Below are 17,123 nucleotides of genomic sequence, written 5' to 3'. Positions count from 1 at the left end.
TTACTACCAGTTTCTTGAGGACCATCATGGCCAGTTATTATAGCAACGATTTTCGTCCCGGTCTTAAAATCATGTTCGAGGGCGAGCCTTATTCGGTTGAGTCCAGCGAGTTCGTAAAACCAGGCAAAGGCCAGGCTTTTGCACGTGTTAAGATGCGCCGTCTGTTGACTGGCGGGCGTGTTGAAAAGACCTTCAAATCAACAGATTCACTGGAAGGCGCTGACGTTAACGACCTGAACCTGACTTACCTGTACAATGATGGTGAGTTCTGGCACTTCATGAATAACGAGACTTACGAACAGCTGCAAGCTGATGCAAAAGCGATTGGTGATAACGGCAAATGGCTGGTTGATCAGGCTGAATGTATCGTAACTCTGTGGAATGGCCTGCCTATCGCCGTCACTCCACCAAACTTTGTTGAACTCGAAATCGTTGACACTGACCCAGGTCTGAAAGGTGATACTGCCGGTACCGGTGGTAAACCTGCGACACTGAGCACAGGTGCAGTGGTCAAAGTGCCATTATTCGTACAGGTTGGCGAAATCATCAAAGTTGATACCCGCTCTGGCGAATATGTTTCTCGCGTTAAGTAAGCTTAATAAATAAGCGGTGCTGAGAATTAAAGAAAACCGCTTAAACGCGGTTTTCTGCTATCTGAGCTGAGTTGATTGGCATTACTCGGTTTTGCTGTAGCTTAAGCCTGAGAAAAGCGCAATGCTGTTTTTATGACTATGCTTATAAAGCGAATATGTCTAGAGCTCTATAAGGAACTTTCATAATGGTAAAGAAAAGCATCGCGATTATTTTCTCATTGTTGATTATCTCTTCATTGAGTGCCTGTAACACCACGAAGGGTGTGGGTAAAGATGTTCAAAGTGCGGGTAGCGCGATTGAGCGTAGCGCTGAATAAGCGGTTTTTATACTGTCATCGGCGGTGTTTCCCGCCGAATTTTTTGCCACAAATGACTCCCCGCATCTCCCATGCCCATGCTGAATATATTGCCGCTTATTATTGATGGTGGTAATTTATCCCTCTATTCTTTCGGCTGTTCGGGACGACCTGAGCACGCATCTGTTTTCCGGGGACGACCCCGCCTAAGCGAGGTGGTTACCATGGCTTGGATTATTCTGGTTATTGCAGGTTTATTAGAGGTTATCTGGGCCATCGGCCTGAAGTATTCCCATGGTTTTACGCGGCTGGCACCCAGTGTTATCACCATTGTGGCGATGGCGGCGAGTGTTTTTCTGTTGGCCTATGCAATGAAGACGCTACCGGCTGGCACCGCGTATGCGGTCTGGACCGGTATCGGTGCGGTAGGTACAGCTATCTTAGGCATTGTGCTGTTAGGGGAGTCCGCCAGCCTGGCACGCGTGTTTAGTTTGGGGCTGATTTTGGCGGGGATTATTGGGTTGAAGTTGGCGTCTGCTTAACCCAGATCAAATCCTCTACCGGGAAGCCATAATTCTTTGCTACGGCGACCAGACGATCGCGTGTTTGGCTATCAATGGTCGGCGTACGGGATAAAATCCACAGATAATCTCGGTTCGGGCCAGCAATTAAGGCATGCTGATATTCATCATCTAAATCAATGACATTGTAGCCGCCATAGAAAGGCCCGAAGAATGAGACCTTAAGTGAGGCTTGTTGTGGGGAGCCAATAAAATAGGCTTTCCCTACACTCTCCTGCCATTGCTGCTTATTTGCGTTATAGCCTCGATTAATCACTTTTACGCCACCATCGTCACGGAGCGAGTAATTGGCGGTGACATGGTCTAGCCCGCGTTCAAAAGAGTGATCCAGTCGAGCAATCTCATACCATGTGCCGAGATAGCGAGGTAATTGGAAGTTATCGACGATTTTTACGTCTTTTGGCGGCGTGACACTGCAAGCAACAGAGAGCAGGGTTGCCATCAATACAGATAATTTTGACCACAGGCGCATTGGTATTCCTCATTTTCAGGCGGTAGCTTGTCATTGAGAATAACTATCATCTATGGAGGAAGCAAATGGATGAATCTGAGTTATTGGCAGGATAGCAAAAAAAAACGGCCCGCAGAGGTGCAGGCCGTTGATGGAGCGTCAGTGATTACAGTGTCAGGACACCAATGATGGCAACCACACTCAGAATGGCGGCTAAGCCATAGAACACCCATTTCCCCGCAGGGACGTGGATCCTCAAATCATGCATGGCGTGATGAATACGGTGTAAACCGCACCAAAGTGGCAGAATAATCATTAGCAGCAGGAATATCCGGCCAATAAAGCTCTGACAGAACGCCAGAATGCGCTCATAGCTTAGTGCATCACCTGGAAAGGCACCCAGTGGCAGCAGAATAGCGACCAACAGAATAACCGCAGGTGCAATGATGGCACTCCACATACCGCCGGCACCAAATAGGCCCCAGAAGATAGGTTCATCGGAGCGCTTAGGAACTTGATTCATCTTGTTTTCCTCCGGGTTAGAGTAAGGCAACGGCTAAAATAATCGCGGTAGCCACGACCGTCACAACCCACAGCGCCTTGATAACTGGCTCTGGACCCATTTTTTCGCTATTCACGATAATATTGGCGGCTTTCGGTGCCAGTTCAAACCAGGTTTTGGTATGTAACACTGCGGCCAATAACGTAATGATATTAATCAGTAGCACCAATGGGTTTTGCAGGAAGCCGACAAAACCTTCCCACCCAGCGGGGCCACTTTTCAACGCGAATACGCCGTAAATCATCAAAACACTGAACCAGACTGTCGGCACCGATGTCCCTTCACGCAACATATAAAAACGATAGAAACCAAGTTTTTGCCACCAGTTGGGGGCCATGGTGCGGACATAAGCTTTACGTTTAGTCATCATTCTTGTCTCCCCTCCCTTACTGTGGTTTCAGCATGGCTATCATGAAGTCTTTGGCACTCTCGACCTTGCCTTGCTGGATAGCAGCCGCCGGATCTACGTGTTTCGGACAAACTTCAGAACAGTAACCGACGAAGGTACAGCTCCAGACACCATTTTTACCGTTAAGCTGAGGCATACGCTCTTTCTTGCCGTGGTCACGGTTATCCAGATTGTAACGGTGAGCCAGCGTGATAGCTGCCGGGCCGATAAATTCTGGATTTAAGCCAAACTGCGGGCAAGCGGCATAACAGAGTCCACAGTTGATACAGCCAGAGAACTGATGGTATTTCGCCATCTGAGCAGGAGTCTGCTTATTCGGGCCATCTTTCGGTTTGCGCTCGTTGCCGATGATGTAAGGTTTGATGGCTTCCAGGCTTTCGATAAAGTGAGTCATATCAACCACTAAATCGCGCTCAATTGGGAAGTTGCCCAGAGCCTCGACCTTCATCCCGGCGGTATATTCGCGCAAGAAGGTTTTACAGGCCAGTTTCGGCACTTTATTGACCATCATGCCGCACGAGCCGCAAATCGCCATCCGGCAAGACCAGCGATAAGAGAGATCCGGTGCCAGATTATCTTTGATATAGCCCAACGCATCCAGCAGAGAAGTTTGCTCATCGTAAGGTACTTCAAAGGTTTCGAAGTGAGGTTCGCTATCACGTTCTGGGTTGTAGCGCATGACCTCCATTTTCAGGACTTTCATATCAGTCATTCGCCTGCTCCTTATCCTTCAAATCTTTTGCATCTTTCGCATCTTGTGCTGTGGCTTCACCACCATAAACACGTTTTGCCGGTGCCAGCTTGGTGATTTTCACGTCGCTGTATTCAAGGCGTGGTGCGCCGCCTGGGGTATGGAAGGCCAGAGTATGCTTGAGGAAATTAACGTCATCGCGCTCGGTGCAGCCTTCATCCAGACGCTGATGTGCGCCACGGGACTCTCTACGGTTCAGTGCTGAGTGAGCCATACATTCAGCCACATCTAAGCCATAACCTAGCTCAATGGTGTACAGCAGATCTGTGTTGAAAACACTGGAGTTATCAGTGATTTTCACCCGTTTGAAGCGCTCTTTCAGCTCGGCCAGCTTATCCACGGTTTTCTGCATCAGTTCCGGTGTGCGGTAAATGCCGCAACCCTCTTCCATCGACAGCCCCATTTCATCGCGGATTTTGGACCAATTTTCCGTCCCTTCCTGTTTCATCAGGTTGCTCAGGCGGGTTTCGACGTCACGGGTCTGGGCATCCAGCGCGCTACCATTTGCCGGGCCAGTTTCCATGGCGCGCAGTGCCGCTTGCTCGCCCGCCACACGGCCAAAGACCACTAATTCAGCCAGTGAGTTGGAGCCTAAGCGGTTAGCACCGTGCAGGCCAACAGAAGAGCATTCGCCGACGGCAAACAGCCCCTTGATGCGAGTTTCGCACTGTTGGTTGGTTTCGATACCCCCCATGGTGTAATGCGCGGTTGGGCGCACTGGGATAGGTTCTTTTACCGGATCGACGCCGACATAGGCTTTCGCCAGTTCGCAGATGAATGGCAAGCGCTCAAGCAGTTTTTTCTCACCCAGATGGCGCAAGTCCAGATAGACCACATCACCACGTGGTGTGGCGATAGTGCGGCCCGCCCGCCACTCATGCCAGAAGGCTTGCGAAACTTTATCGCGGGGGCCTAATTCCATGTATTTGTTTTTTGGCTCGCCAAGCGGGGTTTCAGGCCCCATGCCGTAATCCTGCAAATAGCGGTAACCATCTTTATTAACCAGAATACCGCCTTCACCACGACAACCTTCGGTCATCAGGATGCCAGAACCCGGCAGGCCGGTAGGGTGATATTGCACAAATTCCATATCCCGCAGCGGAACGCCGTGGTGGAATGCCATCCCCATACCATCACCAGTAACAATACCGCCGTTGGTGTTATAACGATAAACCCGACCTGCGCCGCCGGTGGCCATGACCACGGCGTTCGCCCGGATTTGCACGCGGGTGCCCTCCATCATATTCATGGCAACAACGCCACGCGCTTGACCATCATCGACCAGAATATCCAGAACGAAATGTTCATCAAAACGCTGAATTTGCGGGTATTTCAACGAGGTTTGGAACAGGGTATGCAGCATGTGGAAGCCGGTTTTATCAGCGGCGAACCAAGTACGTTCAATTTTCATCCCACCAAAGCGGCGAACGTTAACTGAGCCATCAGGTTTGCGGCTCCACGGGCAGCCCCAGATTTCTAACTGCGCCATCTCTTCCGGGCAGCTGTGGACAAAATGGTCAACAACATCTTGTTCGCATAACCAGTCACCACCGGCTACGGTGTCGTGGAAATGATAGTCAAAGGTATCGTGGTCCTGCGTGACGGCGGCTGATCCCCCTTCCGCAGCCACAGTATGGCTACGCATCGGGTATACTTTCGAGATCAGAGCAATCTTCAGCTGAGGGTTGGCTTCCGCTGCGGCTATTGCTGCACGTAAACCAGCTCCCCCGGCCCCGATAATGGCAAGATCGGCGTTAAAGGTTTGCACTGCGCTTCTCCATTGTTCAAGTGAAAATCCTATACCCCTCGCCGTTGGCGGCACAGCGATGTTAGCTGCAACTCCCGCGATTTTGGGTATATAAAGTGAATCCCTATTCTTAATAATTTTTTTATATTATTACCGTGCTAACTTATTAGCCGATAAGAGAATCATGGTATTAAGAATAGCTATTTCTTACTTTTTGTATGGGAATAATTATACCCAATGCTAAGTAGTAGAAATTTGACGTGATCGATTGTTTTGTTTTATTTGAACCGTCTCAAGGGCATTACTAACAAAAACGTGATCCCAAACAGGATCTGCTGGGTATATAAGTTTTTTGCAGAGTGAAATGCTGAATTCATCGGCGAAAGCACCGGGAGGGGGGAGAGATTTGTCTGAGGGAGTAGATGCGAGTAGACTGCATCCTCTGTTTGATTTCGGAGTTAACCACCATGAGCGAAACGGCAAGCTGGCAGCCGAGTGCACCTATCGCCAATTTGTTGAAGCGCGCAGCAATAATGGCAGAGATCCGGCGCTTTTTTGCCGATCGTGGCGTATTAGAAGTTGAAACGCCGACCATGAGCCAAGCGACAGTGACGGACGTCCATTTAGTCCCATTCCAAACCCGGTTTGTTGGCCCGGGCGCTGCCGATGGTGTGACGCTGTACATGATGACCAGTCCGGAATACCACATGAAGCGCCTGCTGGCGGCGGGTAGTGGCTCTATCTATCAGTTGGGCCGCAGTTTCCGCAATGAAGAAGCTGGCCGTCATCACAATCCTGAATTCACCATGCTCGAATGGTATCGCCCACATTATGATATGTATCGCTTAATGAATGAGGTTGATGACCTGTTGCAGCAAATTCTGGATTGCAATAGCGCGGAAACCCTCTCTTATCAGCAAGCTTTCCTGCGCCATCTCGGCATTGACCCACTCTCGGCAGATAAAGCGCAATTACGTGAAGCGGCAGCAAAATTGGATTTAGGCAATATCGCCGATACCGAAGAGGATCGCGATACGCTGCTGCAACTGCTGTTTACTGTCGGGGTCGAGCCACATATTGGCCGTGATAAGCCCGCTTTCGTTTACCATTTCCCAGCATCGCAGGCTTCCCTCGCCGTGATCAGCACAGAAGATCACCGTGTAGCCGAGCGTTTTGAGGTTTACTTCAAAGGCATTGAGCTGGCGAATGGATTTCATGAGCTGACAGATGGTGATGAGCAGCTGCAACGTTTTGAGCAAGATAATCGCAGCCGTGCTAAACGCGGTTTGCCGCAGAACCCAATCGATATGAATCTAATTGCCGCTCTGAAGCACGGCTTGCCGGATTGTTCTGGCGTGGCGCTAGGGGTTGATCGTTTGGTGATGCTGGCGTTGAATGCGGAAAGGTTGAGTGATGTGATTGCGTTCCCGGTCAATATAGCCTAGTTACCCCTCGTCCTTGGCGCCGCTGTGGTATTAAAAGAAATGCCCTGATCCTTCACAGATCAGGGCATTTTTGTTTCTTACTCACTCAGTGATCTTACAAACTACCCGGTGTGCGAGTTCGATTTGACGAAACCACACGCCCACGTCCCAGTGTTTCCAGACGCGCCTGGAATGGTGGGAATGGCAGGGTAATGCCGTGCTCGCGATAACCGGCCAGAATCAGCTGGTGGATCTCATGGCGCAGCGGCATCCGGTGGCCCATTTCGGCGGCGTAAATTCGCAGTTCGAAAATCTGAATCCCCTGCTGGAGATCAACCAAATAGACCTCCGGTGGTGGGTTATCCAATACCAGCGTACAGCGGCGCGCAGCGGTCAGTAACACTTCTGTCACCTCCTCACTGCTGGTTTCAGCTGGTGCGGGCACTGTCAGTACCACACGGGTAATCGAATCTGACAGTGACCAGTTAATAAATTGTTCAGTAATAAACGCCTTATTCGGCACTATGATCTCTTTGCGGTCCCAGTCAGAGATGGTGGTGGCGCGGGTATTGATTTTGGTCACGCTCCCGGTGAGATCACGGATAGTCACGGTATCGCCGATACGGATCGGTTTTTCGAACAAAATGATCAGGCCAGAGACGAAGTTGGCGAAAATCTCCTGCAAACCGAAGCCCAACCCCAAACCCAGAGCGGCAACCAGCCATTGGAATTTCGCCCACTCGATCCCCAGCATTGAGAAACCGAGTAACCCGCCAAACAGGATCAGCAAATATTTGGTGATGGTGGAGATGGCATAGCCCGTCCCCGGCGTCAGATCCAAATGCTGCAATAGCGCCAGTTCCAGCAGGGCGGGTAGATTGCGCACCAACTGAGTGGTGACAATCATCACCAAAATGGCGATCAGCAGTGATCCCATGGTGATCGCCTGCACTGACTCAATACCGTTAATGGTGGATGAAACATCCCACAGGCGAATGTTTTCCAAAAAACCAAACGCGGAGTGAATCTCAGACCATAGGGCAATCACGGAAACCAGGGCGATCATGGTGAGGATTGATCGCACCAGCCGCAGTGACTGGGCGCTGATCACATCCAGATCAATGACCGGCTCTTCGACATCAATGGAACCCTCGGTGCTGTTATTGTGCGGCGTGTCGTCTTCGCCACGGGCGCGCTGCGCCAAAATATCGGCTCGCCGCTGTTTCGCGCGGTCAAAGGCAATGCGGCGGCGCTGAATTAGCATCCAACGGCGGATAATATGGTAAACCACCAATAGGAAGAACCAGATGGCGACCGAGGTCTCTAAACGCGCCAGTAGCGCTTGTGAGGTGGTGAGATAACCGAGTGCTGATGCCAGTGCGGCAATCAATGGCGCGGACAGCAACAGCCCCCACAGCGCTGAGTTAACAATGTTTTCGCCTGACCCTTTTTTATCCAGATAGAGCGGGATACCCGCCCGTTTCAGGCTGTTGGTTACCAGGCTCAAGGCGATACACAGCAAGATAAAACATAATCGGCCGAGGGTGCCGGCGAATTCACGGTCGTTATAATTCTCAAAAGTGATCAGGGCCATCATCAATGGAATAATCAACCATACCGACATGCGATAGAAGCGCATTGCCCGCCCGACTTGTGTCGGTGACCAGCGGAAATGGGTGATAAACAGGCCATGAGGATGGGCAAATGCGGCACTGATCATAAACACCCACAGCACTGGCACGGTGGCAGTGACAGCATTACCAATGGCGATCGCCATTGGGTAGGACCACGCATTTTGCAGCCCATAACCGAGGGCCGCCCATAAAACAGGCAGCGGTAGGGCCACCAGAATCGACCAAAATACGGTACGTAATGTCAGAGAGAAGTGGTCTTGCGTGACTTTACCCACTCGGCTACTGGCGCGCTCAAGGAAGGCATGGTAATGGCGGCGTGAACTGATACTGAAACAGACAAACAGTAGGGCGGCAATAATCGGCAGCAATGTTTCTTGGCTGGTCATCATCATGACAAATGCGCCGCTCAACTGTGAAAGGGTATCCAGTGACAGTAGGCGGGTCAGGTCATGGGCGACGTTAATTGGATATGAGAGTGATATCGGACTGACATCCGCGACCCAGAACAGATAACGGTGCGTAGCCTCGCGCACTTCACTTAGCGCATCCACCAACTGACTGTTCGCCACTTTCAGCTTGGTAAGCTCAAGAATCTGCGAGTCATAGCCAGAGAGCAGAGAGTTGAGCAATTCATGCTGGGTGCGCCACTGGGCATCCAGAATGCGCTGCTGTTCGGTGGTTAGTGGTGTGCCATCATCTTGTTTTAACTTGGTATTTTGCTGCTGTAACTTATCCAGCATATCTTCATATTGCAGACGCTGAACCCGCAGTTGTGCCATATCACGATCCAACTGCTGCGATTTTGGTACATCAGGTAATCTGGCGACCTGCGCACGTAATGCTTCGCCCAATGCGGTTGAAACGCCCAACCACTGGGCTTGCTCACGAATGGTGCTGAGTGCCTGCCGGACTTGCTGCGTCTGAGATACCGCCTGGCGTTGCTGCGAAGAGATAAGGTCAATGCGCTGCGCTTGCTGATTCAGTGCTTGAGACAACTCACGGTTTATCTGCAACTGCTGGATAATGGATTCAGGCAAATCACCGCCTTGCTCAGCCAGCAGTTCGGTGCGCTCCAGCGCCTGTTCTGCTGCCTGTTGACGCTGATTATTCAACGTATTACGTAAAGCCTGAAGCTGGGTATCCACCCGCTCTTGGCGCTTTTTGTACAACTCAGCCCGCAGCCGTGACAGCTCCTGCCGATTATTGGCTGAAAGCTGAGAAAGCTCTAACTCATTGGCTTTCGCTTTCCGCGCCACGGCTTCTGCCTGCAGTAACGCCAGTTGCGCCTGTGCGGCAGGGTTTGCTGGGTTACTTTGCGCCTGAAGGCGCGTGCTGATTTCGGCCAGAATGCGCCGTGCTTCTGATTGCTGTTGCGGCAGTTGGTTGAGAGACTCGCTAATCTCGCGCGCACGATCCTGCTCTTGCTGCGACAGACGGTTCAACTCCAGTAACTGGCTGCTGATTTGCAGCACTTGTTGTTCTAGCTCGGAGGTGGATAAGTTGCTGGGTACAGGCAGGGGCTTATTGCCCTCCTGCGCCAGTTCCTGGCGTAACTCGCGGGTCAGTTTGGGGAAGTCATCAATCGCTTTTTGATACTGCTGGGCACGGATGTCAGACTCTTTGGCATCCGCCAGCCAGCTTAAGGCCCCTTGCAGCGCCTGGATAATTTCTGCCTGATTAGCCATCCCTTTATTCGCTTCAGCCTGCTTTAGCTCTTGCCGGAGCTGATCTTCATTGGGCTGGGTTACCGCATGAAGCGGCAGGGAGAGCAACATGATAAATGACAGTAATACACCAGAAATCATGAATTTACTGAAGGACACGAGCTTGGCAAAAAGCCGAGAAATTATTGGGCGCACGTAAGGGTTCCTTAACATCAGCATCAGTTACGTCGTCAGCAGAAAACTAGCACGGCGGAGTGGTAGGGACGGCTTCGGCCAACACTTCACCCATGCGGGTGATAGCGCCGCTGTTTAACTGTGGCGCTAAGTACACTTTGCCTTCAGCGAACAGATTAATCACCGTAGAACCTAACTTAAAGCGGCCCATCTCTTGCCCTTTCTCCAGTACGACCGCGCCCTCAGTGCCTGTTTGAGGGTATGTCCAGCGGCGGATAACACCCTCGCGAGGTGGGGTAATGGTGCCAGCCCAGACGGTCTCTATGCTGCCAACAATAGTGGCACCGACCAAAATTTGCGCCATTGGGCCAAAATCAGTATCAAAGATACAGATCACGCGCTCATTACGGGCAAACAGATTCGGCACATTCGCTGCGGTCAATGGATTGACCGAGAACAGGTCGCCTGGCACATAAATCATTTCACGTAACACACCGTCACACGGCATATGTACGCGATGGTAGTCACTCGGGGCCAGATAGGTGGTCACAAACTGGCCATTGCGGAACTCAGCGGCCAGCATATAGTTACCTGCCAACAGAGCTTCCAGACTGTAGTTGTGGCCCTTGGCCTGCAGAATTTGCCCATCACGAATCGCGCCTAACTGGCTGATTGCGCCATCAGCCGGTTGGGCCAAGAGGTTATCTTCCGCCACTATTGGGCGCACACCTACCCGTAGCGGGCGAACAAAGAATTCGTTAAAGCTGCGATAAGCGGAGAATTCAGGGTCCTGCGCTTCTTTCATATTAACTTTGTAGTAACGGGCAAAGGCTTTGATCACCAGTTGAGTCAACCCGCCGCCCTGTTTATCGGCACCCCAGCCAGCCAAACGGGTCAGGCCCTGTTTTGGGAGCAAATATTGTAATCTGATTTTGATACTGTCTAGCACGTCGACCTCATTAGATAAGTACGCTTTTACTTGGTGTTGCCGCACTGTTAGCAGCAACACCAATTATTTTGGGTTATCGGTACTACAGGGGAGACCCGCGATTAAAACATCATTTCTCGTCGCTATCTGATGTCTTGCGAGGTTTCGCCTGCTCCATACTTTCCAGAATCCGATGATAATTATCAAAGCGCTCTTCGGCAATTTTGCCTTGTTCCACCGCTTCACGCAGCGCACAGCCAGGATCATTGGTATGGCTGCAATCACGGAATTTGCAATGACCGAGGTAATCACGGAATTCGACAAATCCTTGGGTGATTTGTTCCGGAGCTAGATGCCAGAGGCCAAATTCACGCACCCCCGGTGAATCAATCACATCGCCGCCATGCTGGAAATGATATAAGCGAGCAGCGGTAGTGGTGTGCTGGCCCAGACCGGAGTTATCCGAAACGGTATTCACCAAAATTTCGTTATCCGTTGGTGGCAACAGGGCATTTAACAGGCTGGATTTACCCACACCAGACTGACCGGCAAAGATACTGATGCGCCCAGCCAGGGCCTGCTCAAAGGCCTCCATCCCTTCACGGGTTTGGCTAGAGACTTCGAGCACGTTGTAGCCAATGCGACGGTAAATATCCATCATGCCATCAACGAATTTACGCCCATCGGCATCCAGTAAATCGATCTTATTCAGCACGATTAATGGCTCGACATCCAGTGTTTCGCAGGCCACCAGATAGCGATCGATAATATTAAGGGAAAGTTCAGGTAAGATCGCCGATACGATCACGATCTGGTTGATATTGGCGGCGATCGGTTTCACGCCATCATAAAGATCAGGGCGCGTCAGAACCGAGGTCCGTTCATGCACGGCTTCGACAATACCTTTAACCCGCACACCTTCCTGCGCTTGCAGACCGGGGCGCCAGACCACACGGTCACCGGTCACTAGTGACTTGATGGTGCGGCGGATATTACAACGGTGCTGAACGCCATCGGCGGCTTCAACATCGGCATGCTGACCGAAACGGCTGATTACGATACCTTCTTGCGCATCGCCAAGCTGAGAGTCATCTAACTCAGGTTTTCTATCAGTGCGTAGTCGGCGCTGATGGTTCGCCTGCACACGGCGTTGTTGACCTTTGGACAGTTTATTCTTACTCACTGTGCCTCACTTGATTTCGCATATATCGCTGGTTGCGACCAAAAGGGCTATGATACACATAATTTTATCAATTAACCCTTTGTTCGGTCGACTCACCCGTTAACAGGCAGGAAATAAAATGGCAGAGAACCAAAATAATTTGATCTGGATTGATCTGGAAATGACTGGCCTTGATCCTGAACGAGATCGGATCATCGAGATCGCAACCCTGGTCACCGATGCTAATCTTAATATCTTGGCAGAAGGCCCGGTGCTGGCGGTTCATCAAACGGATGGGCAGCTTGGGCTAATGGATGAGTGGAATGTACGTACTCACACTGGCAGTGGTTTGGTTGAGCGGGTTAAAGCCAGCCCATTCAGTGACCATGATGCTGAGCTGCAAACCATTGAATTCCTGAAGCAGTGGGTACCGGCAGGTGTTTCACCGATTTGTGGCAACAGCGTGGGTCAAGACCGCCGCTTCCTGTTCCGCTACATGCCGGAGCTTGAAGCCTATTTCCATTACCGCTATCTGGATGTCAGCACGTTAAAAGAGTTGGCGCGCCGCTGGAAACCTGAAATTCTGGCTGGTTTTAAGAAGCAGAACACCCATCAAGCACTGGATGACATTCGTGAGTCGGTGGCAGAACTGGCCTACTATCGCGAGCACTTTATCCAATCTTAATTAACCGGTGCTGGTAAAAACATCACATTGCTGTTTTAATCAGCACTTAAACTAAAAAATGATTTTTTTGCTTTCAGGGGCTTGCGGCAAAACGGATTTCTCGTATAATGCGCACCCCGTACCGATGAAGAATTCGCAAGCCTGCGCAGACAGATTCAGTATCGAAAATATAGTATCCCGAGCGGGAATAGCTCAGTTGGTAGAGCACGACCTTGCCAAGGTCGGGGTCGCGAGTTCGAGTCTCGTTTCCCGCTCCAATTTCTTTCAGTAATGAAGAAATGGGTAGTAACAGAGAAGCAGTGCAGTAGAAAGAAATAAAAGTGATGCGGGAATAGCTCAGTTGGTAGAGCACGACCTTGCCAAGGTCGGGGTCGCGAGTTCGAGTCTCGTTTCCCGCTCCAAATTTTTCTCTCTCTTAGTGCCGTTTTTCTTAAAGTAAATGTCAAATGCTGTCATAACAGCAGGGTGCAAAAGCATCTCAATGCGGGAATAGCTCAGTTGGTAGAGCACGACCTTGCCAAGGTCGGGGTCGCGAGTTCGAGTCTCGTTTCCCGCTCCAAAATTTTTATTCAATCTTAAATTAATTATCCACAGCCATGTCATGCGCTGCACCGTGCTCTACACACAATGTATTAACTTCTTCAACAGAGTTATCCACAATTTCTGTTCTTTTTATATCCAGCTTATAATTTAAGCGATTCTATTTCCTGTTTTCTATCTATTTGATTTAGCTGAACATATTTTTATATGAAAACGTTATGCCGATCACTTGTGCTTTTTTTTGCGCTTGATTGCCAAGGTGTTTTTATTTTTATGCACAGGAAAAGTCCGAGCTTATTTATTACAGAAATAATAAAAAAACAGCAATACCTAACCGTACTTAGTTTCAGGTTATTAAGGGGGATCAGGCGTCGCGTGGCAGGCCTTTTTCAATGGCCCTCACCAGCCGTTTTTTCTGTGGTAATTGAAGATCCACAATCAGTGTAGACCGTTTTTTCAATTGTTGTGATATTGCCCAATCAATATGTTCATCTAGCATCGGGTGTATACCTCGGCGCGCCTCCAGTGCCAACACAATAGTGTCGAGATAGGGCGCATTCCCCAGCGCGACCGCTATATTACGTAACCAGCGCAAGTGACCAATACGCCGGATGGCAGAACCTTCCGTTACCCGCAAAAATTTCTCTTCATTCCAGGCAAATAAATCCAGTAACTTTGGCGTATGCAGCACGGCACGCGGGCTAAAATCTTCTTCATCAGTTAATTGGGAGAAGCGGTTCCAAGGGCAGATCAACTGGCAATCATCACAGCCATAAATACGATTGCCCATCAGTGGACGAAACTCTTCAGGTATCGCCCCTTCCAACTCAATGGTCAGATAAGAGATACAGCGGCGCGCATCAACGGTGTAGGGAGCAACGATAGCCCCTGTCGGGCAGGTAGTCATGCAGGCGACACAGCGGCCACATTGCTCTTCTTGCGGCTTATCGACGGGTAGCGGCAGATCAATTAGCAACTCGCCGAGGAAGAACCAGGAGCCAGCATCACGATTTAAAATTAGTGAGTGCTTACCAACCCAGCCAATCCCCGCTTTGGCTGCCAGTGAGCGCTCCATTATCGGAGCGGAATCGACAAACGGACGGAAATTTATCGCTTGCTGCTCAAGGCAATAGCTCTGGATCTGGTCACCCAATTTTTTTAGCCGTTGGCGCAATAATTTATGGTAGTCACGGCCTAATGCGTAACGGCTCACATAACCTAACGATGAATCTTTCAATGTGCTGGCAAATGCCGCCTTGGCAGGCAGATAATTCATTCGCACGCTGATCACCCGTAATGTCCCTGGCAATAGCTCATGAGGCCGGGCGCGCAACATTCCATGGCGGGCCATCCAAGCCATTTCGCCATGATATTGTTTATCAAGCCATGCCTGCAAACGCGGCTCTTCCGCAGACAAATCAGTATCGCAAATACCAACTTGCTGGAAACCTAGCGATTGCCCCCATTGCTTGATATGTTGGGCTAGTTGATTCAAATCGAGGGGGTGTGCCATGACGGACCATAGTAAGAAACAAATCGGGGTTAGTTTACCACACTCTGTTTTTTCTGCGGACTGGGTGCGTCAGAATGAGGCTATCGCCGCCGCACACCTCTCCCTGAGCCTATTTGATCTGATGGTCAGAGCCGGTGATGCGGCGTTTCAACTGGCGCGTAAACAGTACCCAGCCGCACGTCATTGGCTAATTTTATGTGGTCATGGTAATAACGGCGGCGATGGTTATATTGTGGCTAGCCGCGCATTAGCGGCGGGTTTGAATGTGACACTCATCGCCTGTCCGGGCAATCGTCCACTGCCCGCCGAGGCGCATCAGGCACAATCCCAGTGGCTAGCGGCAGGGGGTGTTATTAACCCTCCTGATGCATCATGGCCGCCACATATCGATTTGATTATCGATGGTCTGTTGGGCATTGGCCTACGCGCTGCGCCGCAAGGCGTTTATGCGACTCTTATTGATACCGCAAACCGCCATCGGGCGGCGAAGATTGCCTTGGATATTCCTTCAGGACTCAGCGCCGATAGCGGCGCCGCCCCCGGTTCAGTCATTCGTGCGGACCACACCCTGACCTTTGTTGCGCTAAAACCCGGCTTGCTCACCGGGCAGGCCCGTGATTGGGTGGGGCATTTACACTGCAATGATTTGGGATTGGCGCAATGGCTCGCCGCGCAACCGGTGCAAATTGAGCGTTTGACCGCTGAGCATCTGCCGCAATGGCTCAAACCGCGCCGCCCCTGCGCCCATAAAGGGGAGCATGGGCGACTGTTATTGGTCGGTGGTGATAAAGGCCTGGGAGGCGCGATTCGGATGGCGGGTGAAGCTGCCCTGCGTAGCGGTGCTGGGCTAGTGCGAGTACTCACTCACATTGAACATGTGGCGCCGATTCTGGCCGCTCGCCCTGAGCTGATGGTGCAGGAATTAACCGATGAAGCCCTCAAGCAAAGTATTCGCTGGGCCGATGTGTTGGTCGTCGGGCCGGGGTTGGGGCAATCTGACTGGGGCAAGAATGCGCTGAATTTATTGCAACAAAGTGATAAACCAACATTATGGGACGCAGATGCGCTCAACTTACTGGCATTAAATCCGCTGAAGCGTCAGAATCGGGTATTGACCCCTCATCCTGGGGAAGCTGCCCGTCTGCTTGGTTGCCGCATCGCTGATATTGAGAGTGACCGCTTACTTTCCGCCCGTAACATCGTTAAACAATATGGTGGTGTGGTGGTATTGAAAGGGGCTGGTACTCTGATTGCCAGTGAACAGGGCGAGATGGCGATTGCTGATGTTGGTAATGCGGGTATGGCCTCCGGTGGTATGGGGGATATTCTGTCCGGCATTATTGGTAGTTTGATAGCACAAAAGCTGGTGCTGTATGATGCTGCCTGCGCGGGTTGTGTTGTGCATGGCGTTGCCGCAGACAAACTGGCTGAAGTTCAAGGCACCCGGGGTTTACTGGCCACAGATTTGCTGTCAGTTATTCCGAAGTACGTTAATCCTGAGTTAGCAAGATAGATATCACAGAATGAAAGAACTCGTTTTACCTTTGCCTGATGAGGCAGCGACCGTTGCATTAGGGGCCACTTTGGCCCATGCCTTCAATGGTGCCAGCGTTATTTATCTCTTCGGCGATCTGGGAGCCGGAAAAACGACTTTTAGCCGTGGCTTCCTTCAGGCCCTTGGCCACCTTGGGCATGTTAAAAGCCCCACTTATACCTTAGTTGAACCTTATGCGCTGACTCCAAGGCCCGTTTACCATTTTGATCTCTATCGTCTGGCTGACCCTGAAGAGCTGGAGTTTATGGGGATTCGCGACTATTTCGATAAACAGGCAATTTGTCTGGTGGAGTGGCCGCAGCAAGGGGCTGGGTTCCTGCCTCAGGCGGATGTTGAGCTGCATTTGGCTTATCAGGACGAGGGGCGTGAAGCTCGTCTGATAGCGATTTCTGATGCGGGTGCGGATGTATTGCGCCGTTTAGCTGCTGTGCAAGGATAATTTGATAATGATGCA

General features: G+C 50.9%; 16 protein-coding genes and 3 tRNA genes. 10 read left to right on the top strand and 9 right to left on the bottom strand.

Annotated elements, in window-relative coordinates:
* Positions 1-26 precede the first annotated feature (26 nt).
* The 3 genes from efp (at position 27) to sugE (ending at position 1,431) form a co-directional block, all read left to right on the top strand.
* Positions 27-593 (top strand): elongation factor P, encoded by a 567-nt coding sequence (efp, locus tag FFE93_RS19225; protein WP_032898198.1) that lies wholly within the window; start codon positions 27-29, stop codon positions 591-593.
* Positions 594-778: 185 nt separating this feature from the next.
* A complete protein-coding gene (locus FFE93_RS19220; protein WP_005275796.1) occupies positions 779-910 on the top strand; it encodes an entericidin A/B family lipoprotein in 132 nt (43 codons plus the stop codon).
* Positions 911-1,113: 203 nt separating this feature from the next.
* Positions 1,114-1,431, top strand: a complete 318-nt coding sequence (sugE, locus tag FFE93_RS19215) for a quaternary ammonium compound efflux SMR transporter SugE (protein WP_032898197.1) — start codon at positions 1,114-1,116, stop codon at positions 1,429-1,431.
* Here the strand turns inward: sugE and blc are convergent.
* The 5 genes from blc to frdA all read right to left on the bottom strand — a co-directional run bounded on the left by blc (position 1,403) and on the right by frdA (position 5,411).
* Entirely contained in the window at positions 1,403-1,942 is a 540-nt protein-coding gene (gene blc / locus FFE93_RS19210) for an outer membrane lipoprotein Blc (protein WP_049602976.1), read from the bottom strand. The two genes, sugE and blc, sit on opposite strands and share 29 nt — an antisense overlap.
* 145 nt (positions 1,943-2,087) lie before the next feature.
* Positions 2,088-2,444 (bottom strand): fumarate reductase subunit FrdD, encoded by a 357-nt coding sequence (gene frdD, locus FFE93_RS19205; RefSeq protein WP_004873939.1) that lies wholly within the window; start codon positions 2,442-2,444, stop codon positions 2,088-2,090.
* Positions 2,445-2,460: 16 nt separating this feature from the next.
* Complete coding sequence (gene frdC / locus FFE93_RS19200; protein ID WP_005275791.1) at positions 2,461-2,853, bottom strand: fumarate reductase subunit FrdC; 393 nt, start codon at positions 2,851-2,853, stop codon at positions 2,461-2,463.
* A 16-nt stretch (positions 2,854-2,869) separates the two neighbouring features.
* Positions 2,870-3,604, bottom strand: coding sequence for a succinate dehydrogenase/fumarate reductase iron-sulfur subunit (locus FFE93_RS19195; protein ID WP_032898196.1), 735 nt, complete (start codon positions 3,602-3,604; stop codon positions 2,870-2,872).
* Positions 3,597-5,411 (bottom strand): fumarate reductase (quinol) flavoprotein subunit, encoded by a 1,815-nt coding sequence (gene frdA, locus FFE93_RS19190; protein WP_005275784.1) that lies wholly within the window; start codon positions 5,409-5,411, stop codon positions 3,597-3,599. The genes FFE93_RS19195 and frdA overlap by 8 nt, the downstream gene beginning before the upstream one ends.
* A gap of 446 nt (positions 5,412-5,857) precedes the next feature.
* Here frdA and epmA point away from each other — a divergent pair, with 446 nt between their 5' ends.
* On the top strand, positions 5,858-6,835 hold the full coding sequence (gene epmA / locus FFE93_RS19185; RefSeq protein WP_049602977.1) for an elongation factor P--(R)-beta-lysine ligase: 978 nt from the start codon (positions 5,858-5,860) through the stop codon (positions 6,833-6,835).
* Positions 6,836-6,929: 94 nt separating this feature from the next.
* On the opposite strand, the gene mscM is transcribed toward epmA, so the two are convergent.
* The 3 genes from mscM to rsgA form a co-directional block, all read right to left on the bottom strand.
* Complete coding sequence (mscM, locus tag FFE93_RS19180; RefSeq protein ID WP_409994326.1) at positions 6,930-10,307, bottom strand: miniconductance mechanosensitive channel MscM; 3,378 nt, start codon at positions 10,305-10,307, stop codon at positions 6,930-6,932.
* Between the two features lie 46 nt (positions 10,308-10,353).
* Positions 10,354-11,235 (bottom strand): archaetidylserine decarboxylase, encoded by an 882-nt coding sequence (asd, locus tag FFE93_RS19175; RefSeq protein WP_049602978.1) that lies wholly within the window; start codon positions 11,233-11,235, stop codon positions 10,354-10,356.
* A 109-nt stretch (positions 11,236-11,344) separates the two neighbouring features.
* Positions 11,345-12,397 carry a small ribosomal subunit biogenesis GTPase RsgA gene (gene rsgA / locus FFE93_RS19170; protein WP_005275771.1) on the bottom strand — a complete coding sequence of 351 codons (1,053 nt, stop codon included), beginning with the start codon at positions 12,395-12,397 and terminating at the stop codon, positions 11,345-11,347.
* Between the two features lie 118 nt (positions 12,398-12,515).
* Between rsgA and orn the strand changes: the two genes are divergently transcribed.
* The 4 genes from orn to FFE93_RS19150 all read left to right on the top strand — a co-directional run bounded on the left by orn (position 12,516) and on the right by FFE93_RS19150 (position 13,620).
* Positions 12,516-13,061 carry an oligoribonuclease gene (orn, locus tag FFE93_RS19165; protein WP_138775796.1) on the top strand — a complete coding sequence of 182 codons (546 nt, stop codon included), beginning with the start codon at positions 12,516-12,518 and terminating at the stop codon, positions 13,059-13,061.
* A gap of 181 nt (positions 13,062-13,242) precedes the next feature.
* A tRNA-Gly gene (locus FFE93_RS19160) sits at positions 13,243-13,318 on the top strand.
* A 68-nt stretch (positions 13,319-13,386) separates the two neighbouring features.
* Positions 13,387-13,462 (top strand) — tRNA-Gly (locus FFE93_RS19155).
* 82 nt (positions 13,463-13,544) lie between these two features.
* Positions 13,545-13,620, top strand: a tRNA-Gly gene (locus tag FFE93_RS19150).
* A 345-nt stretch (positions 13,621-13,965) separates the two neighbouring features.
* On the opposite strand, the gene queG is transcribed toward FFE93_RS19150, so the two are convergent.
* Positions 13,966-15,114 (bottom strand): tRNA epoxyqueuosine(34) reductase QueG, encoded by a 1,149-nt coding sequence (queG, locus tag FFE93_RS19140; protein WP_138775792.1) that lies wholly within the window; start codon positions 15,112-15,114, stop codon positions 13,966-13,968.
* Between queG and nnr the strand changes: the two genes are divergently transcribed.
* Complete coding sequence (gene nnr / locus FFE93_RS19135) at positions 15,113-16,627, top strand: bifunctional ADP-dependent NAD(P)H-hydrate dehydratase/NAD(P)H-hydrate epimerase (protein ID WP_138775790.1); 1,515 nt, start codon at positions 15,113-15,115, stop codon at positions 16,625-16,627. The two genes, queG and nnr, sit on opposite strands and share 2 nt — an antisense overlap.
* A gap of 10 nt (positions 16,628-16,637) precedes the next feature.
* A complete protein-coding gene (gene tsaE, locus FFE93_RS19130) occupies positions 16,638-17,108 on the top strand; it encodes a tRNA (adenosine(37)-N6)-threonylcarbamoyltransferase complex ATPase subunit type 1 TsaE (RefSeq protein WP_004875470.1) in 471 nt (156 codons plus the stop codon).
* Positions 17,109-17,123: the final 15 nt, after the last annotated feature.

The organism is Yersinia sp. KBS0713, assembly GCF_005937895.2.
In the GTDB taxonomy this organism is placed as follows: domain Bacteria; phylum Pseudomonadota; class Gammaproteobacteria; order Enterobacterales; family Enterobacteriaceae; genus Yersinia; species Yersinia bercovieri.
This window is presented reverse-complemented; position numbering and strand designations above follow the sequence as displayed.